The 21,486-nt window shown below is 73.9% G+C and carries 23 protein-coding genes and 3 tRNA genes; 5 read left to right on the top strand and 21 right to left on the bottom strand.

Annotated elements, in window-relative coordinates; translation table 11 throughout:
- Window positions 1–61 precede the first annotated feature (61 nt).
- The 9 genes from rpmF to QP089_RS31635 form a co-directional block, all read right to left on the bottom strand.
- Window positions 62–241, bottom strand: coding sequence for a 50S ribosomal protein L32 (gene rpmF / locus QP089_RS31670; RefSeq protein WP_151545395.1), 180 nt, complete (start codon window positions 239–241; stop codon window positions 62–64).
- A 1-nt stretch (window position 242) separates the two neighbouring features.
- The gene (locus tag QP089_RS31665; RefSeq protein ID WP_285916511.1) at window positions 243–884 is read right to left on the bottom strand and encodes a YceD family protein; all 642 of its coding nucleotides are present in this window, start codon (window positions 882–884) and stop codon (window positions 243–245) included.
- A 105-nt stretch (window positions 885–989) separates the two neighbouring features.
- Window positions 990–1,472, bottom strand: a complete 483-nt coding sequence (coaD, locus tag QP089_RS31660; protein WP_285916509.1) for a pantetheine-phosphate adenylyltransferase — start codon at window positions 1,470–1,472, stop codon at window positions 990–992.
- 134 nt (window positions 1,473–1,606) lie between these two features.
- Entirely contained in the window at window positions 1,607–3,061 is a 1,455-nt protein-coding gene (locus tag QP089_RS31655; RefSeq protein WP_285916508.1) for a penicillin-binding transpeptidase domain-containing protein, read from the bottom strand.
- Between the two features lie 84 nt (window positions 3,062–3,145).
- Window positions 3,146–3,712: a 16S rRNA (guanine(966)-N(2))-methyltransferase RsmD gene (gene rsmD, locus QP089_RS31650; RefSeq protein WP_285916507.1), complete on the bottom strand. Its 567-nt coding sequence runs from the start codon at window positions 3,710–3,712 to the stop codon at window positions 3,146–3,148.
- 183 nt (window positions 3,713–3,895) lie between these two features.
- Complete coding sequence (locus QP089_RS31645) at window positions 3,896–4,756, bottom strand: HEAT repeat domain-containing protein (protein WP_285916505.1); 861 nt, start codon at window positions 4,754–4,756, stop codon at window positions 3,896–3,898.
- A 64-nt stretch (window positions 4,757–4,820) separates the two neighbouring features.
- A complete protein-coding gene (locus QP089_RS48925; RefSeq protein ID WP_353070652.1) occupies window positions 4,821–4,889 on the bottom strand; it encodes a putative leader peptide in 69 nt (22 codons plus the stop codon).
- A 62-nt stretch (window positions 4,890–4,951) separates the two neighbouring features.
- Window positions 4,952–7,141 (bottom strand): ATP-dependent DNA helicase RecG, encoded by a 2,190-nt coding sequence (recG, locus tag QP089_RS31640; RefSeq protein WP_285916503.1) that lies wholly within the window; start codon window positions 7,139–7,141, stop codon window positions 4,952–4,954.
- A gap of 33 nt (window positions 7,142–7,174) precedes the next feature.
- Window positions 7,175–8,758: a fatty acid kinase ATP-binding subunit FakA gene (locus tag QP089_RS31635; RefSeq protein WP_285916501.1), complete on the bottom strand. Its 1,584-nt coding sequence runs from the start codon at window positions 8,756–8,758 to the stop codon at window positions 7,175–7,177.
- 201 nt (window positions 8,759–8,959) lie between these two features.
- On the opposite strand from QP089_RS31635, the gene rpmB reads away from it, so the two are divergent.
- Window positions 8,960–9,154: a 50S ribosomal protein L28 gene (gene rpmB / locus QP089_RS31630; RefSeq protein ID WP_285916499.1), complete on the top strand. Its 195-nt coding sequence runs from the start codon at window positions 8,960–8,962 to the stop codon at window positions 9,152–9,154.
- 227 nt (window positions 9,155–9,381) lie between these two features.
- Here the strand turns inward: rpmB and thiD are convergent, their stop codons facing one another.
- The 3 genes from thiD to QP089_RS31615 all read right to left on the bottom strand — a co-directional run bounded on the left by thiD (window position 9,382) and on the right by QP089_RS31615 (window position 12,227).
- Window positions 9,382–10,194: a bifunctional hydroxymethylpyrimidine kinase/phosphomethylpyrimidine kinase gene (gene thiD / locus QP089_RS31625; protein WP_285916498.1), complete on the bottom strand. Its 813-nt coding sequence runs from the start codon at window positions 10,192–10,194 to the stop codon at window positions 9,382–9,384.
- A 51-nt stretch (window positions 10,195–10,245) separates the two neighbouring features.
- Window positions 10,246–11,205 (bottom strand): cellulose binding domain-containing protein, encoded by a 960-nt coding sequence (locus tag QP089_RS31620; RefSeq protein ID WP_285916496.1) that lies wholly within the window; start codon window positions 11,203–11,205, stop codon window positions 10,246–10,248.
- A 101-nt stretch (window positions 11,206–11,306) separates the two neighbouring features.
- Window positions 11,307–12,227, bottom strand: a complete 921-nt coding sequence (locus QP089_RS31615; RefSeq protein WP_285916493.1) for a thiamine-phosphate kinase — start codon at window positions 12,225–12,227, stop codon at window positions 11,307–11,309.
- A gap of 188 nt (window positions 12,228–12,415) precedes the next feature.
- On the opposite strand from QP089_RS31615, the gene QP089_RS31610 reads away from it, so the two are divergent.
- Both QP089_RS31610 and QP089_RS31605 read left to right on the top strand, forming a co-directional pair.
- Entirely contained in the window at window positions 12,416–12,649 is a 234-nt protein-coding gene (locus tag QP089_RS31610) for an Lrp/AsnC family transcriptional regulator (protein ID WP_151542521.1), read from the top strand.
- The gene (locus QP089_RS31605; protein ID WP_285916491.1) at window positions 12,636–13,112 is read left to right on the top strand and encodes a DUF3515 domain-containing protein; all 477 of its coding nucleotides are present in this window, start codon (window positions 12,636–12,638) and stop codon (window positions 13,110–13,112) included. Before QP089_RS31610 ends, QP089_RS31605 begins: the two co-directional genes overlap by 14 nt.
- Here QP089_RS31605 and QP089_RS31600 read toward each other — a convergent pair.
- Entirely contained in the window at window positions 13,109–13,723 is a 615-nt protein-coding gene (locus QP089_RS31600; RefSeq protein ID WP_285916490.1) for a TetR/AcrR family transcriptional regulator, read from the bottom strand. The genes QP089_RS31605 and QP089_RS31600 overlap by 4 nt on opposite strands.
- Before the next feature lie 134 nt (window positions 13,724–13,857).
- On the opposite strand from QP089_RS31600, the gene hpnR reads away from it, so the two are divergent.
- Entirely contained in the window at window positions 13,858–15,333 is a 1,476-nt protein-coding gene (gene hpnR, locus QP089_RS31595) for a hopanoid C-3 methylase HpnR (RefSeq protein ID WP_285916488.1), read from the top strand.
- A gap of 18 nt (window positions 15,334–15,351) precedes the next feature.
- On the opposite strand, the gene QP089_RS31590 is transcribed toward hpnR, so the two are convergent.
- From QP089_RS31590 to QP089_RS31560, 7 genes are all read right to left on the bottom strand, one after another.
- A tRNA-Tyr gene (locus QP089_RS31590) sits at window positions 15,352–15,433 on the bottom strand.
- A 26-nt stretch (window positions 15,434–15,459) separates the two neighbouring features.
- Window positions 15,460–15,532: transfer RNA gene (locus QP089_RS31585), tRNA-Leu, on the bottom strand.
- A 5-nt stretch (window positions 15,533–15,537) separates the two neighbouring features.
- Window positions 15,538–15,611, bottom strand: a tRNA-Leu gene (locus QP089_RS31580).
- Window positions 15,612–15,848: 237 nt separating this feature from the next.
- Window positions 15,849–17,303, bottom strand: a complete 1,455-nt coding sequence (locus tag QP089_RS31575; RefSeq protein ID WP_285916486.1) for a protein kinase domain-containing protein — start codon at window positions 17,301–17,303, stop codon at window positions 15,849–15,851.
- 75 nt (window positions 17,304–17,378) lie between these two features.
- Window positions 17,379–18,410 (bottom strand): PDR/VanB family oxidoreductase, encoded by a 1,032-nt coding sequence (locus tag QP089_RS31570; RefSeq protein ID WP_285916484.1) that lies wholly within the window; start codon window positions 18,408–18,410, stop codon window positions 17,379–17,381.
- Complete coding sequence (locus QP089_RS31565; RefSeq protein WP_285916482.1) at window positions 18,407–19,300, bottom strand: metal-dependent hydrolase; 894 nt, start codon at window positions 19,298–19,300, stop codon at window positions 18,407–18,409. The genes QP089_RS31570 and QP089_RS31565 overlap by 4 nt, the downstream gene beginning before the upstream one ends.
- Window positions 19,301–19,414: 114 nt before the next feature.
- Entirely contained in the window at window positions 19,415–19,990 is a 576-nt protein-coding gene (locus QP089_RS31560; protein WP_285916480.1) for a TetR/AcrR family transcriptional regulator, read from the bottom strand.
- 77 nt (window positions 19,991–20,067) lie between these two features.
- Here QP089_RS31560 and QP089_RS31555 point away from each other — a divergent pair, with 77 nt between their 5' ends.
- On the top strand, window positions 20,068–20,781 hold the full coding sequence (locus tag QP089_RS31555; protein WP_285916479.1) for an enoyl-CoA hydratase-related protein: 714 nt from the start codon (window positions 20,068–20,070) through the stop codon (window positions 20,779–20,781).
- On the opposite strand, the gene QP089_RS31550 is transcribed toward QP089_RS31555, so the two are convergent.
- Complete coding sequence (locus tag QP089_RS31550) at window positions 20,778–21,455, bottom strand: acetamidase/formamidase family protein (RefSeq protein ID WP_285916478.1); 678 nt, start codon at window positions 21,453–21,455, stop codon at window positions 20,778–20,780. The two genes, QP089_RS31555 and QP089_RS31550, sit on opposite strands and share 4 nt — an antisense overlap.
- Window positions 21,456–21,486 lie beyond the last annotated feature (31 nt).

The following is a 21,486-nucleotide window of genomic DNA, read 5'->3' as shown; positions in this document are numbered from 1 at the left end:
GCCGGCGCCGCGCCGCGAGGGCGCGCCGCCGGCGGGTCCGCCCCCCGGGATGCGAAAAGGCTCAGGCCGACGGGGCGATGACCTGCCGCCGGTCGTAGGTGCCGCACGTCGCGCACGCCGTGTGGGGCAGCTTCTTGTCACGGCACGTCGGGCACTCGACGAGGGTCGGCGCGGTGGCCTTCCACTGCGAGCGCCGGTGCCGCGTGTTGCTGCGCGACTTCTTCCGCTTCGGGACGGCCACGTCAGCCCTCCTGCTTTCCTTGTTGGTCGACTGATCCACGGGGACCGGAGTCCCCGCGTCCCCCCTCGGGAGGCCCCGGCGACGGTTCGCCGGCGAGGTCCTGCAGCGCCGCCCAGCGCGGGTCGACGACGTCATGGTGGTGGTCCGGGTCGTCGGCCAGCCGTGCGCCGCACTCCGCGCACAGCCCGGGACAGTCGTCCCGGCACAGCGGCGAGAGCGGCAGCGCGAGCAGCACCGCGTCCCGGAGCACCGGTTCGAGGTCGATCAGATCGTCCTCGAGGCGGAGCTCGTCGTCCTCGGCGTTCCCGCCGGAGCGGGTGTCAGGATAGACGAAGAGCTCCTGGAAGTCCGCCTCGAAGGTCGAGGCGATCGGGTCCAGGCAGCGGGCGCACTCCCCCTCCAGGGGGACCGTCGCCGTGCCCGTGACGAGCACCCCCTCCAGCACCGCCTCGAGCCGCAGGTCCAGCTCGATCGCGGCGCCCTCGGGGACGCCCACCATCTCGACGCCGAAGTCCTCCGGGGCCGGCACGGACAGGCGCATCTCCCGCGACGACCCGGGTTGCCTGCTGAGAGCTCGGGTGTCGAGCACGAGCGGGGCGTTGGGATCGAGGCGAGTCAGCGGAATCCTGCTTTCGTGAGGCATGGCGAACTGCGGCCGCCGGTGATGGCCGATGTCCCAGGGTACCGAAGACCGGCCGATGCCCCAACTCGCGGCCCCGCCACCTGCGGCGGCCCCGCCGCCCCGCGGTCAGGGCTGCTGCTGCAGCCGCTCCACCAGGCGGTCGTGGACGCTGTCGGGGACGAGGCCGGAGATGTCGCCGCCGAACTTCACGACCTCCTTCATCAGGCTGGAGGACAGGAAGGCGTACTCGGGGTTGGTCGCCATGAAGAGGGTCTCCACGCCCGCGATGCGGTGGTTCATCTGCGCCATCTGCAGCTCGTACTCGTAGTCGCTGACGGCCCGCAGCCCCCGGACGATCACCGGGATGTCCTGCTCCTTGCAGTAGTCCACGGTCAGCCCGTAGAACTTGTCGACCTTGACGTTGCCGTACTCCTTGACCACGGCCGTGATCATGTCGGCGCGCTCGTCGACGGTGAAGAGACTCTTCTTGTTCTTGTTGATCAGCACGGCCACCACCACCTCGTCGTAGAGGCGGGAGGCGCGGCTGATGATGTCGAGGTGCCCGTTGGTAACGGGGTCGAACGATCCCGGACAGACGACACGGCGCACGGCGCGAACCCCTTCGGTCCCGGTTTCTGACCTGCGGCGCGAACGTACCAAATCCGGTTCGGCCCGCTTTCACCCGGGCTCGCCCCCGGCGCCCCCGCCTCGCCCGGCCTCCCCCGGGCGCCGCGCCGGCGGGATCAGCCGCCCAGCGCGTCGATGATCTTCGCGGCGATCGGTCCGGACTCGATGCCGTAGCCGTCCTTCTCGGTCATCACCGCGACCGCGTACCTGGCGTCCGGGCGCGGGCCGAAGCCGATGAACCAGCGGTCGTTGTACGCGGCGTTCGTGACGTCGGCGGTCCCGGTCTTGCCGCCGAGCACCGAGGTGCCCTGCAGCGTCTTGCCGGTGCCCTTCTTGACGACGGCCTCCATCAGGTCGCGCATCTGGCTCGCCTGGTCGGACGTCAGCGGCCGGGCCAGCACGCCGCGGCGGGCCTGGTCGACCACCGTGCCGCTGGAGGCGCGCAGCTTGTCCACCAGGTACGGCTTCATGATCTTGCCGTCGTTCAGCACGCCCGCGGCGACCAGCGCCATCTGCAGCGGAGTGGCGACGGTGCTGCCCTGGCCGATCGAGCCGAGCGCGCTCAGCACCGGCTGGTCGGTTTTGGGGAACGAGCTCGGCGCGGCGGACATCTCGTCCTCGATCTCGATCCGGTCGCCGAACCCGAACTTCTGCGCCTGCGCGCGGACGGCCGCGTTGCCCGGACTCTGCGCGCCCATGTAGGCGAACGTGGTGTTGCAGGACTGGGCGTAGGCGTCGATCAGCGGGATCGCGCTCTGGTCGCACTCGCCGCCGATGTCGCCGGCGTCGTTGTTGATCGGCTGGCCGCCGCCGGGCGCCTGGTAGCTGCGCCCGGCGCGGACCTGCGAGTCCTCGCTCTTGCCCGCGGTCAGGGCGGTGGAGGCGACGATCGTCTTGAACGTGGAGCCGGGCGGGTACACCTCGCCGGTCGCCTTGTTCAGCAGCGGCTTGAGCGGCTCGGCGTTCAGCCTCTTGAACACGGCCTGCGCCTTGTCGCCGCTCAGCACCGACACGTCGTTGGCGTCGTAGGACGGCGTGGAGGCCATCACCAGGATCGCGCCGGTCTCGGCGTCGATCGCGACGGCCGCCGCGCGGCGCGCGCCGGTGGCCTGCAGCGCCTCGTAGGCGGCGCGCTGCGCCTTTACGTCGATCGTGGTCTCGACGGTGCCGCCGGGGATCTTCTTGCCGATGAGCTTGTCGACGAGGTTGGTCGTGGCGAGCCGGGAGTCGCTGCCGTCCAGGAAGTGGTTCTCGGCGCCTTCCAGCCCGGTCTGCGTGAAGGGCGAGAAGTACCCCGTGATCGGAGAGAAGATCTTGCTGTAGGCGTAGTGCCGCTGGTAGGTCTTGCCGTCCGAGGTCAGCTCCGACCAGGCGAGCCGCTGCCCGCCGGCGACGATGGGGCCGCGCTCGACCTTGTTGCGGTCCAGCAGGCGGCGCGCGTTGAGGCTGCTGTCCCGCAGATCCTGCGCCTCGAACCCCTGCACGTAGGTGACGTTGGCGAGCAGCGCGACCGTCATCACGAGTGCGACGACCCACGTGGCTCCCAAGGCGCGGTCGATCCCGGGTCTCATGCCCGGCATCTACCCGCGCGGCGCCGCGCGACCCGTTGCACCGCGCAACTCTCAGGGGCCTTACGGCGTCGGTTCAGGGAACGTTCAGGCGCCGACCGCCCTTCCGTACCAGAACACGGCCTCGCCGTAGCGTCGATCCCTCTCCCCCTCGTATCCGTCCGGCCAGACCAGATCACGGCCGCGGACGGAACGTTCGACGACGACCAGCGCGTCCGGCGCCGCCCAGCCGTGGTCGCGCAGGTCTTCGAGGAGAGTGGTGACGGCGTCGTCCGGCAGCGCGTACGGCGGATCGGCGAAGATCAGGTCGTAGGGCGCGTCGGGTGCGGTGCGCGCGAGCCGCTCCGCCTTCTCGCCCAGCGGGACGGCCCCCGGCAGCCCGAGCGCGCCGGCGTTCTGCCGGATCACCTTCAGCGCCCGCGGATGCGACTCGACGAGCAGGGCGTGCGCCGCGCCCCGCGACAGCGCCTCCAGCCCGACCGCGCCCGACCCGGCGTACAGGTCGGCGACGCGCAGCCCGTCCAGCGGCCCGAGCAGCGCCTGCACGGTGGAGAACAGCCCTTCCCGCGCCCGGTCGCTCGTCGGCCTGGTGTCCCGTCCGGCCGGGACGGCCAGCCGCCGCCCTCCCGCGGTTCCCGCGATGACCCTGGTCATGGGTCCAGTCTCCCAGGACCGGATGGCCCGCCGGTGCGCCGCTGCATCGGTCCGCGCCGGCCTCGAAGCGAGCAGGGCGTCCCACCCCAGAACGTCCCGCCCGCATCGAGACCGGCGCGGGGAAGGCGGGCGGGCCGCCGGCGCCGTGCCACGCCGGCGGCCCGCCCGCACGCTCGCGTACGCCTACGCGAGCGCCCAGCGGACCTGGGTGCGCACACCCGGGTCCGGGTCGGTGAGGGCTTCGGTGAGCGCCGTGAGCACCTCGGGACGGTCGGCCGCCCACTGCTCGAGGGCCCGCACGGCGGCGCGGCGCACGTCGACGACGCGGTCGCCGAGGGCCCGGACGAGCGGCTGGATCGCGACGTCGGCCCGCGCCCTGCCGAGCGCGCGCACGGCGCGGCGGCGCACCTGCCAGCCGGCGTGCGCGGCGGCGGCCACCACGCGCCCCTCCAGCGGTCCGGGGACGCCCAGGTCGGCCGCGGCGTCGAGGGCGGCCATCCGGACGACCGGGTCGTGGTCGGCGAGCAGGTGCTCCAGCGCGGCGAGGGCGGCCGGGCCGGGGAGCCGGGCGAGGCCTTCGGCCACGGCGACCCGCACCTCGCGGGACGGGTCGTCGGCGGCGTCGGCGACCTCCGGCACGGCGCCGAGCGCGGTCAGCCCGAGCACGGCCTGGATCCGGACCTGCGGCTCGTCGTCCTGCAGGCCCTGGGCGTACAGCTCGCCGGCGCCCCGGGCCAGGATCGCCAGCAGTTCGGCGGCGGTGTCGCGGACGAGCCCGTCGCGGCCGCGGGCGGCGGCGAGCCGCAGCGCTTCGATGCCGTCCTCGCCGATGTACAGCTCGGGCAGCCGGCGCAGCGCGTCGGCGGCGGCGGAGCGGACCTGCCCGTCCTCGTCGGCGAGCGCCCAGGCGAGGGTGTCGCCCGCGCCGCGCGGCGCGTCCCCGGCGCGGACGGCGGCGGTGAGCGCGGTGAGGGCGGCGGCGCGGGTCGCGGGGTCGGGGGCGCGGAGGGACTCCTCCACGTCGTTGAGCTGGGTGATCGTCATGGTGTGGCCTCCTGGAAGCCGTCGGTCCGGAAGCGGGCCGGGCGAGTGCCGGGCCCGGGCGGGATCAGCGACGGGAACACAGGGCGCTGGCCACCCGCCGGAGATCGACGTGCAGCCGGGCGATGAGGGCCACGTTCGGGGTCACACGACCATGGTGGCGGCGAACCGGCGTAAAGTCAACTTAATAGGTAGGAATTAGGCCTTTTCCAGGAAGTCGGCGCGGTCCTCGTCCAGCAGCGACGCCAGCACGGTCGCCAGGCCCGGGTGGCCGGACAGGTCGGGGTCGGCCTCGACCAGCGACGTCGCCTCCTCGCGCGCGTCGCGGATGACGTCCTCGTCGCGCTGCAGCGTCAGCAGCCGCAGGCTCGACGCGCGGCCCGCCTGCGCGGCGCCCAGCACGTCGCCCTCGCGCCGCTGCTCCAGGTCGAGCCGCGACAGCCGGAACCCGTCGGTCGTGGAGGCCACCGCGTCCAGCCGCTCGCGCGCCTTGCTCCCCGGCTCGGCGTCGGTCACCAGCAGGCACAGCCCGTGCAGGGAGCCCCGCCCGACCCGGCCGCGCAGCTGGTGCAGCTGGGACACCCCGAACCGGTCCGCGTCCATGATCACCATCACGGTCGCGTTCGGCACGTCCACTCCGACCTCGATCACCGTCGTCGCGAGCAGGACGTCCAGCTCCCGCTCGGTGAAGCGGCGCATCACCGCTTCCTTCTCGTCGGGATGCAGCTTGCCGTGCAGGACACCGATCCGCAGCCCGGCCAGCAGTTCCTCCAGCTGCGGCAGCAGCTCCATGATGCCGAGCGGGGAGCGCCGGCCGTCCTCGTCGGCGGCGACGGCGTCGCCCTCGTCGCCCTCCTTCTCCCCGATGCGCGGGCAGACGATGTAGACCTGCCGCCCCTGCGCGGCCTCCTCCCGGATGCGCTCCCACGTGCGCGCGAGGAAGTTCGGCCGCTCGGGCGGCACCACATGCGTCTGGATCTCCGAGCGCCCCGCAGGCAACTGCCCCAGCACGGACGTCTCCAGGTCGCCGAACACGGTCATCGCCACCGTCCGCGGGATCGGCGTCGCCGTCATCACCAGCACGTGCGGACGGCCGCCGTCGACCTTCTCGCGCAGCGCGTCCCGCTGCTCGACGCCGAACCGGTGCTGCTCGTCCACCACCACGAGCCCGAGGTCGGCGAACTGCACGGTCTCCTGCAGCAGCGCGTGCGTGCCGACGACGATCCCGGCCGTGCCGGACGCCGCGTCCAGCAGCGCCGCCTTGCGCGCCTTCGCCCCCTGCGACCCGGTGAGCAGCGCCACCCGCGTCGCGTGCTCCGCGCCGCCGATCTGCCCCGCCTGCGCCAGGTCGCCGAGCATCCCGGTGATCGACCGGTAGTGCTGCTGCGCGAGCACCTCGGTCGGCGCCAGCAGCGCCGCCTGCCCGCCCCCGTCCACCACCTGCAACATCGCCCGCAATGCGATCACGGTCTTGCCGGCTCCGACGTCGCCCTGGAGGAGGCGGTGCATGGGGTGTTCCAGGGCGAGGTCGGCGGCGATCTCGTCGCCGACCTCGCGCTGGCCCTTGGTCAGCTCGAACGGCAGGCGGGCGTCGAACTCGGCGAGGACGCCGCCGAAGGACGGCGGGCGCGGCTTGGCCGGGAGCGCGGCTGCGGCCAGCCGGCGCTGCGCCAGCGCGACCTGCACCACGAACGCCTCGTCCCACTTCAGGCGGGCGCGGGCGCGGCTCAGCTCGTCCCAGCTCTTGGGGCGGTGGATGCCTTCATAAGCCTCGCGCAGGCCGATGAGGTCGCGGCGGCGCAGCAGCGTCTCGGGCATCGGGTCGGCGGAGAGGTCGAGCTGGTCCAGGACCATCCCGACCGACTTGCCGATGGTCTCGATGTCCAGGCCCTTGGTCGACGGGTAGATCGGGATGATCTCGTCGGCCCACTCCTGCGCGGCCTGCTCGGCGGTCCGCTCGGCGACGACCTTGTACTGCGGGTGGGTGAGCTGGCGCTGGACGTTCCCGCTGCGCGGCCGGTAGGTGCTGATCTTTCCCGCGAACAGGCCGCGGGTGCCCGGCGAGAGGTCCTTCTCGGGACGGTAGGAGCCCTTGCGGCCGAAGAAGCTCAGCTTCAGCTGCCCCGTCCCGTCGGTGACGGTGATCTCCAGGACGTAGCCGGGACTGCGGGTCAGCGTGCGGCCCTGGACCTTCACGACCTCCGCCATGACGGTGACGTGCTCGCCGTCGAGCAGCTCGTTCAACGGGGTCAGCTCGCCCCGGGTGGCGTAGCGGCGCGGGTAGTGGTGCAGGAGGTCGCCGACCGTGCCCAGGTCGAGGCCCTTCTCCAGCACCTTGGCGGTCTTGTCGCCCAGGACCTTGCGCAACGGCTCGTCGAGATTCGCCACGGACTCCTTTCTAGCCCATGCCGGGGACGGCAATCACTCGACTCCGACGAGCAGCGGGTAGCGGTGCTGCGCTCCGTCGTAGACGCCGACCTCCACGTCGGGATGGGCGCCGCGCAGGTGCTCCTCCAGCGTCCCGGCCAGCCCGGGCGGCGCGTGCCGCCCGGCGACCAGCGTGACCAGCTCGCCGCCGCCGGACAGCATCCGGTCCAGGACGTTCCGGGCGACCTGCGCGATGTCCGAGCCGATCGTCGCGACGTCGCCCTCGATCAGACCGAGGACGTCACCGGGACGGCACAGGCCGACGCTCGTCACCGCCTCCTGTGCGGCCACCTCCAGGTGCCCGAACCGGGTGGCGCCGGCGGCCCGCGTCATCTCGATCACGTCCTCGCCGAAGCGGCGCAGCGGGTCGTGCACCGCGAGCGCCGCGAGCCCCTGCACGGACGCCTTGGCGGGCACCACCGCTATCCGGGCGCCGCCGTCGCGGGCGCGTTCGGCGGCGGCCTCGGCGAGCGCGAGGACCTCCGGCTCGTTCGGCAGCACCACCACCTCGTCGCCGGCCGCCAGGATCGCCTCGGCCAGTACCGCCAGCGGCGGCACCGCGCCGGGCTCGCGCCGCACCACCTTGGCCCCGGCCTCCTCGAACAGGGCGGCCAGCCCGTCGGCGGCGGTCACCGCGATCACGGCGCGGCCGACGTGCGGCGGGTGCCCCTCGCCGGTGGCGGCGTGCAGGTAGGTGACGCGGAGGCGGTGCGGGCGCCCGGCGGCCATGCCCGCCTCGATCGCCGCGCCCGCGTCGTCGACGTGCACGTGGACGTTCCACAGGCCGTCGCCGCCCACCACGACGAGCGAGTCGCCGAGGCCGTCGAGCTTCTCCCGCAGTCGGTGGACGGCCTCGTCCGGCGCGTCCAGCAGGTACATGACCTCGTAACCGGGGCCCTGGGGCTCGGGCGGCCCGGCCTGCGGCCGCGCCGTGCCGGCGGTGCGGGACGGGACCTCGTAGTGCTCCGGGTACTCGTCGGTGACCACGGCGGTGAGCGCGTCGAGCACCACGCACATCCCGGCGGCGCCCGCGTCCACCACCCCGCTGCGGGCCAGCACGTCGAGCTGCCCGGTGGTCTGGCGCAGGGCCCGGCGCGCGCCGTCCGCCGCCGCGCGGGCCGTCCCGGCCAGGCCCGCGCCGGACGCGGCCGACCCGGCGGAGGCCGCCTCGTCCAGCACGCTCAGGATCGTGCCGTCGACGGGATGCTCGACCGCCGTCCTGGCCAGTGCCGACGCATGCTTCAGCGCCTCCGCCAGGGCCTCGCCGTCCGGCCGCACCGCCGCCACGAGGACCTCGGTCATGCCCCGCAGGACCTGGCTCAGGATCACCCCGGAGTTGCCGCGGGCGCCCAGCATCGCGGCCTGGGAGAGCGCCCGCCACACGTCCGCCGCGCCCGCGCCGGGCGGCAGGGCGTCCGCCGCGTCCGCCGCCGCGAGCACCGTCAGATGCAGGTTCGTGCCGGTGTCGCCGTCGGGCACGGGGAACACGTTCAGCGCGTCGATCTCCCCGCGGGTGCGGCCGAGCGCGTCCGCCGCGAGCCTGCACCATCGACGCACCGACGCCGCATCAAGGACCATCGGGTCATCTTGCAGTGCGCTCCCCACCGGGCGCCAGGCACCTGACCGCGGGATCGATTCGCTTAGTCGTGGGCCGTTCGGCTAGTCTGATCCGTGCGCCTCGTCCGAGGCGCTCATCAGTGAGCGCTCATGACACCCGGCCCGCCCGCGGCGGCGACGGTTGCGCTCCGGTAGAGCATCGACACCCACTTGGAGTTTCCCGTGGCTTCCGTCTGCGACGTCTGCGGCAAGGGACCCGGTTTCGGCATGCGCGTCTCCCACTCGCACCGCCGCACCCCGCGCCGCTGGAACCCCAACATCCAGCGCGTGCGCGCCGTCGTGAACGGCAGCACCAAGCGGATCAACGTCTGCACCTCCTGCATCAAGGCCGGCAAGATCGTCAAGCCGACCGTCTGAGCACGCGGCCGAGTCGGTTCGGCCGGGCCTGAGTCGGTTCATCGGGAAGGCCCGGTGAACCGACTTTCGCATGTCCGGACCTCTTTTCGGCGCGCAGCCGCCAAGCGAGCGCGTTGACTGACCGGTGGAGGCGAGCCTCCCCCGGGAAGAGCGCGAAGCGATGCCGCACTCGCCCAAGCACGGTCAAGGGCCGAGCCGCTAGGCGAGGCCCTTGGGCCGGGGTTGTGTCAGCGCCATCGCCAGCCATGGTCGACCGGGCCGATACCGGCGCCGAGGGGGAACCCCGCCGCGATCGCGCCGGTGACGTACTCCTTGGCCTTACCGACGGCCGTCGGGACGTCGTCGCCGAGCGCCAGGTGCGAGGCGATCGCGGACGCGAGCGTGCAGCCGGTGCCGTGGGTGTGCCGGTTGTCGTGCCGCGGCGCGGTGAAGCGGTGCTCGCGCTCCCCGTCGAACAGCAGGTCGGCGGGTTCGCCCGGCAGGTGGCCGCCCTTGATCAGCACCCAGCGGGGGCCGAGCGCCTTGACCGCTTCGGCGGCCTCGCGCAGGCCCGCCTCGTCCACCACCTTCACACCGGTGAGCTGCTCGACCTCGTAGAGGTTCGGGGTGACGACCGTCGCGGCGGGCAGCAGCGCCGAGCGGACGGCGTCGACGGCGTCCGGCGCCAGCAGCGAGTCGCCGTGCTTGGAGACGCCGACCGGGTCCACGACGGACGGGGCGTCGGAGGCGGCCAGCGCCTCGGCGACGGTCTCGACGAGCGCGGTGGACGCCAGCATCCCGGTCTTGATCGCGTGCACGCCGATGTCGGACAGCACGGAGTCCAGCTGCGCCCGGACGGCCTCCGCCGGCAGCTCCCAGTAGCCCTGGACGCCGAGGGAGTTCTGCGCGGTGACGGCGGCGACGACGCTCATCCCGTGCACGCCGAGGGCGAGCATGGTCTTCAGGTCCGCCTGGATCCCGGCGCCGCCGCCGGAGTCCGAGCCCGCGATCGTGAGCACGAGGGGCGGGGCCTGGCGGGGCGCGGACGCGTTCTGCTGCATGGCGTCCACTCTATGGCGATCTGTAGCGCGGCGCCGCTCCCGGCCGGGGTGTCACAGGATGGTGCAGGCCAGGCTGTTCATGATGCAGTAGGTCGGCTTGCGGGGCTTGCCGGTCGCGGTGAACACGAACTGGACCGAGCGCCCCGGCGCGATCCCGGCACGGCCGCGGACGTAGAGGAGCTTGCCGGTCTTCACCAGGGTCGCGCCGCTGACCGCGCGGAACGTCACGTCCGGGATCCGGAAGGCCACCGCCCAGCGCTCGACGGGGTTGCGGCCCTGGTTGGTGATGGTGCCGGTGGCCCGGAACGCCGTGCTGGTGCGGGACGTCACGTGGAAGGCGATGACGAGCCCGTCGGGGCGGCTCGCGCGGCTGGCGCGGTTGCCCGGCCCGCGCTGGGAGACCGTGCTGTCGCGCGGGTTGACCGGGTCCTTGGGGGCGCCGCCGGCGAAGTTGAGGGAGATCTGCTGGGTGCTCAGCGCGTACGCGACGACGCCGACGGCGATGACGAGCGCGACGATCGGCAGCATCGGGACGGGCAGCGCGGAGACGAGCCTGGCGACGCGGGTCCGGGCCGAGCGGGGCTGAGCCGGGTCGTCGCCGGGTGCGGCGGGCGCCGAAGCGGCGGGCGCGGGGTCGTCCGGGTGGCCGGGGGCGGGAGCGGCGGCGGGGATGGGAGCGCGGTCGTCGGCCGGGCCCGGGAAGGGCCCGTCGCCGTAGGCGCGGTCGTCGTGGCCGGTGACGGAGGCGGGCAGGCCGCCCGGGTAGTCACCGGGGTAGGGCTCGAAGCGGAGCTGCTCCGGAGGGCCGTGCTGGCGCTGCGCGGCGGGCGGCGGGCCCGCGGGCGTACCGGCCGGGAAGGGTTCGTAGGAGAAGAACACCTGGTCGTCGGTCGGGCCGGAGAAGGCCTCGAAGGACGGTCCGGGGGGAGCTCCGTAGAACGGTCCCGTCGGCGCCGGATCGTCCGGCACGGGCTCGTCCTCGGATTGCTCGCGCTTGGTGTGTCGTCCCATCCCATTCCTCTTCGATCACAGGATGTATACCAAACCAGTACCAAACATGCCTACCGGATGCGGGAAAGCGCACCGGCGGACCTCCGGCGTTAATGGGCTGTTCACCCCCGGAAATGGTCCCATCCGGCGGCGTCCGGAACGCGCCCGTCGACGCGCACCCCGTCCCCCTCCCGTACGGCTCCGATCACCGTCCAGGACGGGGGCGGCGGCGAATCCGGCGGGAACGTCGCGGCGAACCCGTGGTCCTCGCCGCCGGTGAGCACGTGCCGCAGCCCGTCCGGGCCGAGGACCTCCGGGACGACCAGTGTCGCGGAGTCGACGTCGATCCGCACCCCGCTCGCCGCGGCGATGTGCCCGAGGTCCTGGACGAGGCCGTCGCTGACGTCGAGCAGCGCCGTCGCGCCCGCCTTCCGCGCTTCGGCCCCCGCCTCGTAGGGCGGCTCGGGACGGCGGTGCGCGGCGATCAGCTCGGCGGGGCCGTCCCGCCCCTCGGCGAGGAGCGCCCACCCGGCGGAGGCGTGACCGAGCCTGCCCCGCACGGCGACGACGTCGCCGGGGCGCGCGCCGGACCTGGTGAGCGGGCGCGCGCCGGCCAGGTCGCCGAGCGCGGTGACGGCGAGGGTGACCTGAGGTGCGCCGACCACGTCGCCGCCCGCGACGGACGCGCCCGCGCGGCGGCACTCGTCGGCGAGCCCCTCGTAGAGCCGGACGGCCCAGCCGGCGTCGGTGGACGGCGGCGCCGCGAACCCGACGAGCAGCGCGGTCGGGCGGGCGCCCATCGCGACGACGTCGGCGAGGTTCTGCGCGGCGGCCTTGCGGCCGATGTCGTAGGGGCCCGACCAGTCGCGGCGGAAGTGCCGCCCCTCGACGAGCAGGTCGGTGGTGGCGACGACCCGTCCGTCCGGCGCGGCGATGACCGCGGCGTCGTCGCCGGGGCCGAGCCGGACGTCGGCCCCCTGCGGCAGCCCGCGCGTCAGTTCGCCGATCAGCCCGAACTCCCCCAGCTCCCCGATGGTGCCCATCCGCCCCGTTCCCGCTTCGCGACCCTGTACCGCCCGCCCCGTCCGGCCCCGTGCGCGCACCGTGCCCGTGCCATGCGGGCCTGGTGGCCGTTCTGTGCCCGTACTGTGCGCCCCCCGGGCGCCCGCGGCGGCGCGTAACACGATACGGTGACCGTCCGACGGCTATTTCTCCGCCCTGGGAGGACGTGTTGGTGCAGGCCTACATCCTCATCCAGACAGAAGTGGGCAAGGCGGCCGAGGTCGCGGGCCACATCTCCGGTGTTCCGGGCGTGACCCTGGCGGAGGACGTCACGGGACCCTACGACGTGATCGTCCGAGCGGAGGCGCGGAATGTGGACGAGCTGGGCAAGCTCGTCGTCGCGCAGATCCAGACGGTCGAGGGGATCACGCGCACCCTCACGTGCCCCATTGTCCATATCTGACCGGTTCCGGGTCCGCTGGGCGCCGGTGCTGCTGGTCCCGCTCGCGCTGCTGCCCGCGGCCTGCGGGGACGGGGCCGTGGAGGTCCCGGTGCCGCGTCCGGACACGGCGACGCTCCGGCTCTGCGAAGGGCTGCGGCTGCCCGCGAAGGTGCATGGCCAATCGCTGCGCGACACGAAGCCCGATTCGCAGCTGACGGCCGCGTGGGGGTCGCCGGCGATCGCGCTGCGCTGCGGCGTGCCGGTCCCGGCCACGCTGCGGCAGACGTCGCAGCTGGTGGACATCAACGGGATCAGCTGGTTCGGGGAGCCGGTGGACCGGCCGGTGACCTGGACGGCGGTGGGCCGGCAGGCCTACGTCGAGGTGACCGTCCCGGCGAAGTACCGGCCGGCCGGGGACGTGCTGATCGAGCTGACCCCCGCGATCAAGGCGACGATCCCGGCCAAGCCCGAGGGGCAGATCTAGCGGGACCCCGGGCCGGCCTGGCGCGGGCCGGTGAGGATGAGCCGCGCCGCCTCGGCGAGCCGGTCGGCGATGCGGGCGTAGGAGGTGTAGCCCATGCCCGCCTGCAGGAGCGCGCCGGAGTAGGCCATCTCCAGCGTGCCGAGGACCGCCGGGTCGGCGTGCTCGCCGAGCGCCGCGCGCAGCCGGGCGCGGATCGCGGCGCCGATGCGGCCGCGCAGTTCGCGGACGTCGGGGTCGGTGCCGAGCATCGCGGTGGTGCACGCCGCCGCGAGTTCGGGTTCGTCGGAGACCAGCAGCACGATCTCGCGCAGCACCCGCTCGACCCGCGCGGCCGCCCCGCCGGAGCCGTCCGGGCCGCCGGGCCCGACGTCCGGCAGCGCGCTGAGCCGCCGCCAGAACACCTCGGTGATCAGGTGGTTCTTGGACGCGAAGTAGGTGTAGGCGGTGGCCGGCGCGACGCCCGCGCGGCGGGCCACGTTGCGGACGGTCAGCCCCTCGTAGCCGGTGTCGCGGACCTCCTCGACGGCGGCGTCGGTGAGCCGCCGCACCGTGTCGGCCTGCCGCGGGGTGAGGCGGCGGCGGGTGGGCTCGGTCGTCAGGTCTCCGGACACATGTCCGGACATTAGTTCGACGGCGACGCTCCGGCAACTTTGTTAACCCTGTGTGATCACGGGTAACAGTCCGCTGTGCGGGCGAGCGCGCCCGGCAGACCCACGGAGACACCCGCTGAGCCGGGAAGGAACCCATGCGCACCCTCTTGGTCCATCCCAGCGGCCTGATGTACTCGGAGATCTTCCTGCGGCTGGAGCCGCTCGGCGTGGAGCGGGTCGCCGCCGCGCTGCGCGCCGCCGGGCACCAGGTCCGGCTGCTGGACCTCCAGGTCTTCACCCACGACGACCTGCGCCGCGAGCTGCGCGAGTTCCAGCCCGAGGCGGTCGGCTTCGGGGTGAACTACCTGGCCAACGTGCCGGAGGTGCTCGACCTCGCCAAGGAGGTCAAGCGCCGGCTGCCGCGCTGCTTCGTCTTCGCGGGCGGGCACAGCGTGTCGTTCATCGCCGCGCACGTCCTCGACCAGGCCAACGGGGCGCTGGACGCGGTGCTGCGCGGCGAGGGCGAGGTGGCGGCGCCGCTGCTGCTGGAGGCGGCGCGCGACGGCGGACTCGGCGAGGTGCCGGGCGCGGTGACCGCCGAGGGCACCTGCAAGAAGGTGCCGCTGCTGCTCGACAGCCTCGACGCGCCCCGGCCCGCGCGGGACCTGACGAGGCGCCGCCACCGGTACTTCATCGGCGTCCTGGACCCGGCCGCGTCCATCGAGTTCACCCGCGGCTGCCCGTGGGACTGCTCGTTCTGCAGCGCGTGGACGTTCTACGGCCGCACCTACCGGAAGGTGTCGGCGCAGGCCGCCGCGGAAGAGATCGCCTCGATCCGCGAGCCCGGCCTGTTCATCGTGGACGACGTCGCGTTCATCAAGCCCGAGCACGGCGACGCGATCGCCGCCGAGGTGGAGCGGCGCGGCATCCGCAAGGAGTACTACCTGGAGACCCGCGCGGACGTGCTGCTGCGCCATCCGGAGGTCTTCGAGCGGTGGCGGCGGCTCGGCCTGAACTACATGTTCCTCGGCATGGAGGCGCTCGACGAGGAGGGCCTCGACCGGTACCGCAAGCGGACGAGCCCCGACACCAACATCAAGGCCCTGGAGCTCGCGCGGGCGATGGGCCTCACCGTCGCCGTCAACCTGATCGTCGACCCGACGTGGGATTCGCGGCAGTTCAAGCTCGTCCGCGAGTGGGCGCTGTCGGTGCCGGAGATCGTCAACCTCACGGTGATGACGCCCTATCCCGGCACGGAGATCTGGCACACCGAGTCGCGCAAGCTCACCACCCGCGACTACCGGCTCTTCGACATCCAGCACGCGGTCGTGCCGACGAACCTGCCGCTGCACGAGTTCTACCGCGAGCTGGTGCGGACCCAGGCGGTGATGAACCGCAAGCATCTCGGCGTCGCCGCGGCGGCCCAGACGCTCGGCATCATGGGCCGCCACCTGTGGCGCGGGCAGACGAACTTCGCCCGGTCGATCTGGAAGTTCCGGTCGGTCTACAACGCCGACCGGCAGTACGGCGACCACCTGCGGAAGGTCCGCTACGAGCTGCCGATCCCGGACCACCGCGCGGTCGGTCCCGCCGGCCGCAAGGAGCTCTACATCCACGAACGCCAGCGCTGAGCGCGTCGGGGGTCGCGGTGGGGCGGGCGGGATTCGAACCCGCTCAGACAATGCACCTGTTTTACAGACAGGCCCGACTCTCCCACGTCGGCGCCGCCCCGTGTGCGGGCACCATGGCCCGCGCCGTACCTCCGGAGGGATTCGAACCCCCAGCACACGGCACCTCATGCCGCTGTCTCTACCGTTGGACTACGGAGGCGTGCGTGCGGCTCCCGGGATTCGAACCCGGAACGTCCACCGTCTGAGGATGGCCCCTCTGCCTGTTGGGGTAGAGCCGCAGGTCTGTGCGAGGCGTCGCTCGCGGCGGCTCGGCCAGGGGGCCTCTAGAAGAGGGGATACCGGCCGGGGCGGGCGTGCGACGCCGAAGGCAGTCGAAGTCGTAGCTGCTCCATCGCCATGGCCGGTCCTCCTCTCGAGGTCTCGTGTCACCGTCTTGGACGGGCTGACGTGTTCCACGGTGCCATCCGCCGCGCGGGGCCGGCAACGCATTTATCGCGCGGGCGGGCGGGCGGCGCTCAGCCGCCGGAGGTGTCGTCCGGCAGCGACCAGCCGAGCAGGACCAGCAGCCAGAACGCGACCATGAGCCAGCCGAGCGAGATCCCGGTGATCGCGAAGCCGAGGCCGCGCTGCCCGGACCGGCGCACCCGCGCCCACGCGATGTGCCCGGCGACGATCGCCGGGATGGAGGTCAGCCCGCAGGAGATCAGCCCGACCAGCCCGCAGGTCAGCGCGTAGATCGAGGCGTGGTTGTAGGACCGCTTGGCGTACGGGTTCGGCCGGGCTCCGGCTGCATGCGGCGGCTGCGTCGACGGACCGTACGCGCCGGCGGCCGCCGGCGGCGCGTACGGCGCCTGCCGGGAGGCGACCGCGTCGGCGTACTTCTGCCACGACTCGGCCTCGGCCGTGCGGCCCTGCATGCTCAGCAGCACCGCGAGGTTGCGCATCGCTGACGGGTCGCCCGCCTGGGCGGCCTGCCGGTACTGCCGTTCGACGAGCGCGTCGGCCTCGCCCGCCGCCAGCGCGGGCGACGGCGCGGGGCCGGGCGGCGGCGTCTGCGCGTGCGGCGGGGGCGGTGTCTGGGACAGGCCCGTGTGCCGCGCGGCGGGCGGCGGGGTCTGCGGCCCTCGGTCGGACGCGCCGGTCCGCGACGGGGCGGCCGGGATCTGCCGCGGCGCGCCGCCGGAGATCAGGCGGTCCAGGAGCGCCTGGGCGGACGGGCGGCGCGCCGGGTCCTTGGCGAGCGCGGCCTCGACGGCGCCCAGCAGCGTCCCGTGCAGCCCGCCGAGGTCGGGTTCGCCGCTGACGATCCGGTGGATGATCGCCGGGATCGAGTCGCCGCCGAAGCAGGGGCCGCCGCGCGCGGCGAACGCCACGGTCGCGCCCCAGGCGAACACGTCGGACGCGGAGGTCGCTCCGCGCCCGTCCAGCTGCTCGGGCGCCATGAACGCGGGGGTGCCGACGATGCCGCCGGTCGCTGTGAGGCGCGTCCCGTCCACCGACCGGGCGATGCCGAAGTCGATCACGCGCGGGCCGAAGGTGGACAGCAGGACGTTCGCCGGCTTCAGGTCGCGGTGCACGACGCCGGCGTCGTGGATCGCGGTGAGCGCGGTGGCGATGCCGACCGCAACGGCCTCCAGGTCGGCGCCGCGCAGCGGGCCGTCCTTGTCGACGGCGGCGTCCAGGCTGGGGCCGTTCACGAACTCGGTCACCAGGTACGGCGGGTCGGCCAGCGGGTCGGCGTCCAGCACCGGCGCGGTGCAGAACGGGCGGACGCGCTGCGCCGCCGCCACCTCCGCCTGGAACCGCGCGCGGTACTGCCGGTCGGCGGCGTACTCGCGCCGGATCACCTTGATCGCGACCTTGCGGCCGGTGCCGTCGAGCCCGACGTAGACCGTGCCCATCCCGCCCTCGCCGAGCCGGTCCACCACCCGGTAGGGGCCGATGCGGTCCGGCAGGTCGGCAGGCGGCACGGCGCGTTCTCCTCGGGGCGGGACCAGATCCCCCAAGCCTGGCATATTCCGGTGGCGGCCGGGGCCGCCGCCGGGTCACAGATCGAGGGTGATCCGCCCGCCGGTGGCGCGCGAGACGCAGGTCAGCATGGTGGCGTCGCCCTGGTCGGACGGCGCGCGGTCGTCGACGTCGCCGGCCCGCACGCCGGTCCGGCAGGTGCCGCAGTACCCCTGCCGGCAGGAGTAGGCCACGTCCGGAAGCACGTCCCGGATGACGTCGAGGGCGGACCGGTCGGCGGGCACCGCGAGGACCCGGCCGCTGCGCCGCAACTCCACCTCGAACGGCTTCCCCCCGACGATCGGCGATGGCGCGAACCGCTCGTAGTGCAGCGTCGCGTCCGGGCCGACCGCCGCGCGGACGGCGTCGATCATCGGGGCGGGGCCGCAGCAGTACACGGCGGTCCCACCGGTGACGTCGCCGAGGAGATCTGCGGCGGACGGGACGCCGTGCTCGTCGTCGGTGCGGACCGTCACGCGTCCCGTGGGCAGTTCGTCGAGGAACGGCAAGGACGCCCGGGTCCGGCCGGTGTAGACGAGGCGCCAGTTCGCGCCGAACCGTTCGGCGGCCGTGACCATCGGCAGGATCGGCGTGATGCCGATACCGCCCGCCAGGAACAGGTACCGGTCGTGCGCCAGGAACGGGAACGCGTTCCGCGGCCCCTGCACGGCGAGCGACGCGCCTTCCTGAAGGGAGTGCATCTCCACGGAGCCGCCGCCCCCGTCCGGCAGGCGGCGGACGGCGATGCGGTACGTGCGCCGGTCGGCCGGGTCCCCGCACAGCGAGTACTGGCGGCGGCGCCCGGAGGGAAGCAGGACGTCCAGATGGCAGCCGGGCTGCCAGCCGGGCAGGGCGCGCCCGTCGACGGCGCCGAGGCGGACCGACGCCACGTCCTCGGCCTCGGGGCGCACCTCCAGGACGATCAGCCGCATCGTCCGGTCGACCGGGCGGACGCGCGGCGGCGCGGGCGCGCGCAGTGACCGGAAGCGCTGGATGCCGTTGAACGCGGCGTTCACCGCCACCCAGAACGGGTCGCGCTCGCGCCGGCCCCGCAGGTCGGGCGGGATCATCGCTGCGCCGCCCGCGCCGCCGGGGAGGAGGCCAGGTAGGCCAGTGCCTGGCTGGTGGACCCCTCGTTCAGCGGGCTGTAGGAGCGTTTGAGGTAGCGGACCACCGAGGCGCCGACCATCCGGCCGCTGGGGGTGAGGCCCGCCGGGCCGGTGCGGCGCAGATGCCGCATCCCGCCCTTGATCCGTCCCCGGACGAGGGGGTCCCGGGCCATCAGGAAGCGGTGCCCGCGGTGCCACAGCGCGCCGAGCATGGTGATCGTCTCGCCCATCGCACGGAGCCGGGCCCCGTAGGAGCCGTCGAGGTGCATGAACAGGTCGTGCGCGACGTGCCGGTGCTCGACCTCCTCGGCGCTGTGCCAGCGCAGCAGGTCCAGCATCATCGGGTGCGCGCCCGCCTCGTCCAGCGCCCGCGCGTTCAGGATCCAGTCGCCGAGCACGCCGGTGAAGTGCTCGATCGCGGCGATCAGCGCGATCCGCTCGAACAGCCAGGCGCGCCTGCGCTCGCCCTCCAGGCCGCGGTCGCCGAGCAGGTCCTCGAAGACGAACTCGACCTGCCGGACGAATGGCCGCACGTCCAGGCCCTGCTCGACGAAGTGGTCGAGGACGGCGTCGTGGGAGGCGGCGTGCATGGCCTCCTGCCCGATGAAGCCGAGCACGTCCTCGCGGAGCCGGTCGTCCCTGATGTAGGGGACGGCCTCCTTGAACACCCGGACGAACCACTCCTCACCGGCGGGCAGCAGCATGTGCAGGACGTTGATGAGGTGGGTCGCCACCGGGTCGCGGGGGATCCAGTGCAGCGGGACGTCCGACCAGTCGAACCGGACGTCCCGGGCCTGCAGGACGATGTTCTCCGGCTCCGGGGGCCGCACCGGCGGACGCTGAACCGACATGGGCTTCCCTCCCGCGCGCCACGGGTTATTGACGAACTGTCCAGTAAGTTACCGGCGGCTCCGGCGCCCAACAATGGCACGGTCCGGTGAGGATCGTCACCCCCGCGTCCGCGGTCAGGGAAGGGAGGCCCGGACGGTCTCGGCGACGATGCCGCCGGTCACCCTCAGCGCCCGCGTGTCGTGCGCCGTCCGGCTGAGGACGATCGCGCCCTCGAAGGCGCTCAGCACGTACGTCGCGAGGTCGGCGGCCTGCCCGTCCGGCAGCCCGGCCGCCCGCAGCCGCCGCGCGACCGCCTCCTGCCAGGCCGCGAACACCTCGGCGCACGCGTGCCGCAGCGGCTCGCTCGTGCTCGCGGTCTCCAGCGCCACGGTCGCGATGGGGCACCCGTCCGCCCAGCCCGACCGCTCCAGCGCCTCGACGCTGAGCTGGAAGAAGTCGCGGACCGACCGCACGAGATCGCCGCCCGCCCCGTCGAAGACGATGTCGAACAGCTTCAGGTACCGGTCGCCCGAGTGCGCGACCGCCTCGGCGCCGAGCTGCTCCTTCCCGCCCGGGAAGAAGTGGTACAGCGAGCCCCAGGGGGCCTCGCCCGCCGACGTGATCTGCTTCAGCCCGGTGCCGGCGTACCCCTGCTCGCGGAAGAGCCGGGCGCTCGCCTCCAGCAGCCGGGTCCGGGTGTCGCGCGCCATGGCCCCACCCTAGCCCTTGTCGCCGCTAGATCGATCTATCTAATATGACGATCAATCTATTCAGACCGGAGGCCCCCATGACCGTGCGGACCGAGCGCGACGGCGCCGTCCAGATCATCACCCTCGACCGGCCCGCCCGCCGCAACGCGGTCGACGTCCCGACCGCCGCCGGGCTGGCGCGCGCCTTCGAGGAGTTCGCGGACGGCGACGCGCGGGTCGCCGTCCTGACCGGCGCGGGCGGGACGTTCTGCGCGGGCAACGACCTCAAGGCGATGGCCGCCGGCGACTTCCCGCCGCCCACCGCCGACGGCCCGCCGCCGATGGCGGTCACCCGCACGCCGCCGTCCAAGCCGGTCATCGCCGCGATCGAGGGCTACTGCTTCGGCGGCGGGTTCGAGCTGGCCCTCTGGTGCGACCTGCGCGTCGCGTCCGAGACCGCCGAGTTCGGCTTCCTCAACCTGGAGCACGGCCTTCCGTCACTGGACGGCGGCACGGTCCGCCTGCCCCGCCTCATCGGCATCGCGCGCGCCCTCGAGATCGCGCTCACCGCGCGCCGCGTCCCCGCCCGCGAGGCCCTCGGCTGCGGCCTGATCAGCGAACTCACTCCCGCCGGAGAGGCGCTCCCGGCCGCGCTGGCGCTGGCCGCGCGCCTGGCGTCCCTGCCCGAACCCGCGCTCCAGGCCGCCCGCGCGTCCATCCTCGGCCAGGCCGGGCGCGACGAGCGCGCGGCCCTGGAACACGAGACGGCCCTGGCGCTCCAGGCCATCGGCCCGGCCCCGAGCCTCCGCTAGGCGATCCGGGGAGACGGGGAGGGCATCAGCATCGGCCCGTCCACCCGGAACCGCTCGACCCCGCGCCGGGTCAGGTTGATCCGCAGGTCGATCCAGCCGGGCAGCGCGGCCGCCGCGCAGTCGAGCGTGCCGCGCGCGGGGAAGTGCAGGTCGCCCGCCGACAGCTTCGCGCCGCGCACGTGGACGGGCAGCAGGATCCGCGACCCGGCGGTGAGCGGCGCGATCGCGCAGCCGCCGATGTCCCGGCCGCGCGCCCGGCTTCGCACCGCCTCCGCCTCGACCCGCGCGCGCAGCGCCGGATGGACGCCGCCGAGCAGCACCGGGCCCGCATCCTCCGGCGCCGCCGCGCGGACGGACCGCTCGGGCGGGGCGCAGCCGATGACGCCGGGATGCCCGGACGCGCAGTACAGCCCGTCGGCGCGGCCGACGCCGAGGACGTCCACCACGATGACGTCGCCGGGCTCGGCGCCGACGACCACGAGGGGGCCGCACAGCACCGGGTCCTCCCCCGGTTCGCGGCCCGCGCACTCCAGCCGGACCGAACCGCCGGTGATCACTTCGGCGACGCCGGGGATCGCGGCGTGCCACCGGTTGTGGCCGGGGACCGGCCGCGTCACCTCCGCGGCGGCGGGCGCGGCGGACGGGACGGGCAGCACGGCGGGTGAGAGCGTCAAGGCGGGGCGTCCTTCCAGAACGGCGACCGGG

The sequence above is a fragment of the Actinomadura opuntiae genome (assembly GCF_030283205.1).
Lineage (GTDB): Bacteria > Actinomycetota > Actinomycetes > Streptosporangiales > Streptosporangiaceae > Spirillospora.
The sequence above is the reverse complement of the archived record's forward strand: the minus strand, read 5'-3'. Positions and strand labels throughout refer to the sequence as shown.

Excerpts from the sequence above, each read along its gene's own strand:
- QP089_RS31615 (WP_285916493.1), bottom strand. The coding sequence starts at position 12,227 with ATGGGCACCATCGGGGAGCTGGGGGAGTTCGGGCTGATCGGCGAACTG.
- QP089_RS31665 (WP_285916511.1), bottom strand. The coding sequence starts at position 884 with ATGCCTCACGAAAGCAGGATTCCGCTGACTCGCCTCGATCCCAACGCC.
- QP089_RS31620 (WP_285916496.1), bottom strand. The coding sequence starts at position 11,205 with ATGGGACGACACACCAAGCGCGAGCAATCCGAGGACGAGCCCGTGCCG.
- QP089_RS31570 (WP_285916484.1), bottom strand. The coding sequence starts at position 18,410 with ATGATCCCGCCCGACCTGCGGGGCCGGCGCGAGCGCGACCCGTTCTGG.
- rsmD (WP_285916507.1), bottom strand. The coding sequence starts at position 3,712 with ATGACCAGGGTCATCGCGGGAACCGCGGGAGGGCGGCGGCTGGCCGTC.
- QP089_RS31565 (WP_285916482.1), bottom strand. The coding sequence starts at position 19,300 with ATGTCGGTTCAGCGTCCGCCGGTGCGGCCCCCGGAGCCGGAGAACATC.
- QP089_RS31645 (WP_285916505.1), bottom strand. The coding sequence starts at position 4,756 with ATGACGATCACCCAGCTCAACGACGTGGAGGAGTCCCTCCGCGCCCCC.
- QP089_RS31655 (WP_285916508.1), bottom strand. The coding sequence starts at position 3,061 with ATGAGACCCGGGATCGACCGCGCCTTGGGAGCCACGTGGGTCGTCGCA.
- QP089_RS31560 (WP_285916480.1), bottom strand. The coding sequence starts at position 19,990 with ATGGCGCGCGACACCCGGACCCGGCTGCTGGAGGCGAGCGCCCGGCTC.
- QP089_RS31635 (WP_285916501.1), bottom strand. The coding sequence starts at position 8,758 with ATGGTCCTTGATGCGGCGTCGGTGCGTCGATGGTGCAGGCTCGCGGCG.
- hpnR (WP_285916488.1), top strand. The coding sequence starts at position 13,858 with ATGCGCACCCTCTTGGTCCATCCCAGCGGCCTGATGTACTCGGAGATC.
- QP089_RS31555 (WP_285916479.1), top strand. The coding sequence starts at position 20,068 with ATGACCGTGCGGACCGAGCGCGACGGCGCCGTCCAGATCATCACCCTC.
- thiD (WP_285916498.1), bottom strand. The coding sequence starts at position 10,194 with ATGCAGCAGAACGCGTCCGCGCCCCGCCAGGCCCCGCCCCTCGTGCTC.